The organism is Kocuria nitroreducens, from assembly GCF_042879195.1.
Lineage (GTDB): Bacteria > Actinomycetota > Actinomycetes > Actinomycetales > Micrococcaceae > Kocuria > Kocuria nitroreducens.
This window is the reverse complement of record NZ_JBHZTC010000068.1, coordinates 1-1,444: the sequence shown is the minus strand read 5'-3', so window position 1 is coordinate 1,444 and position 1,444 is coordinate 1. Positions and strand designations below refer to the sequence as shown.

Annotated in this window: 1 protein-coding gene; it reads left to right on the top strand. The window is 69.7% G+C overall.

Annotated elements, in window-relative coordinates; translation table 11 throughout:
- Positions 1–112: 112 nt before the first annotated feature.
- Positions 113–1,438: an ISL3 family transposase gene (locus tag ACFYE1_RS17370; RefSeq protein ID WP_449274645.1), complete on the top strand. Its 1,326-nt coding sequence runs from the start codon at positions 113–115 to the stop codon at positions 1,436–1,438.
- The last annotated feature ends 6 nt before the right edge of the window (positions 1,439–1,444 follow it).

Sequence of the window (1,444 nt, the reverse complement as noted above, 5' to 3'; positions counted from 1 at the left end):
TGGCCCTTCACAGATGAGCATGGGTAGCTGGGTGCGCGGGGACGATCCGCAGTGCGTGTTGTGAGGGCTGGGTAGAGGTCGAGGCCTCCAGGATGGGTAGCGACCAAGCAACCTGATCCATGAAGGCCTCGACGTGTCTCATGCTATCTGCGCGCCCGCGTGCGCGCTCTTCGACCTGCCCGACGTTCATGTGCTCGCCGTCGATCGTGGTCCGCGCTCGTTCATCCTGACTGTGGAGACGTTGCCGGCGCTGGTGGGCTGTCCGTCCTGCGGTGTACTTGCGACCGGTCACGGCCGTCGGCAGGTCCTGCTCCACGACTTGCCCTGTGCTGGGGTGCCGGTACGGGTCGCCTGGCGCAAGCGGATCTACCGGTGCTGGGAGGCTGCCTGCGAGGTCACGACGTTCAGCGAGGTTCACGAGCTGGCGGCCCCGCGGGGCAAGCTCACCACTCGCGCGATCGCCTGGGCGGTGACCCAGCTGCGCTCCCACGACATCGCGGTCTCGGCCCTGGCGGACATGCTCGGGGTCGCCTGGAACACCGTGTGGGACGCCGTCGCCCCGGTCATCGAGGGTCAGTTGGCCGCCGAGGACCGGCTGGCCGGTGTGGATGCCCTGGGTGTGGACGAACACGTCTGGCGCCACGTGGGCCTGCCCGGCACCGGGCTGGTCACCGGCATCGTGGACCACTCCCGCGGCGAGGACGGCCGACCCAGGGCGCGACTGCTGGACCTGGTCAAGGGCCGCACCGGGGCCGCCTACGGCGACTGGCTCACCGAGCAGGGGCCGAGGTTCACGAGCGGGATCCGCACGGCGACCCTGGACCCGTTCCACGGCTACGCCAACGCCATCCGCGACGAGCTCCCGGAGGCCATCACGGTGCTCGATGCGTTCCACGTGGTCAAGCTCGGCGGACAGGTCGTCGACGAGGTGCGTCGCCGCGTGCAGCAGGACACCCTGGGCCACCGCGGCCGGGCCGGCGACCCGCTCTACGGGATCCGGCGCACCCTGCAGATCGGTGCCGAGCACCTCACCGCCAAGCAGATCACCCGGCTCAACGCGAAGCTTGAAACCGGGGACCCGCACCACGAGGTCACCCTGGCTTGGCACTGCTACCAGAAGCTGCGCGCCGTCTACCACACCCGTCCTGAGCAAGGGCGCCGGCTCGTCGCCGAGATCCTCGCCGCGTTCCACACCTGCCCGATTCCCGAGGTCGCCCGCCTGGGCCGGACTCTGCGGCGGTGGCGGTCGGCGATCCTGGCCTACTTCGACACCGCCGGCGCTTCGAACGGGCCGACAGAGGCGATCAACGGGGTGATCGAGACGATGCGCAGGGTCGCCCGGGGCTTCCGGAACTTCGAGAACTATCGCCTACGGGCCCTGCTCGCCGCCGGCGGACACCGGCCGTGGAGAAAGACACCTACCCATGCTCATCTGTGAAGGGCC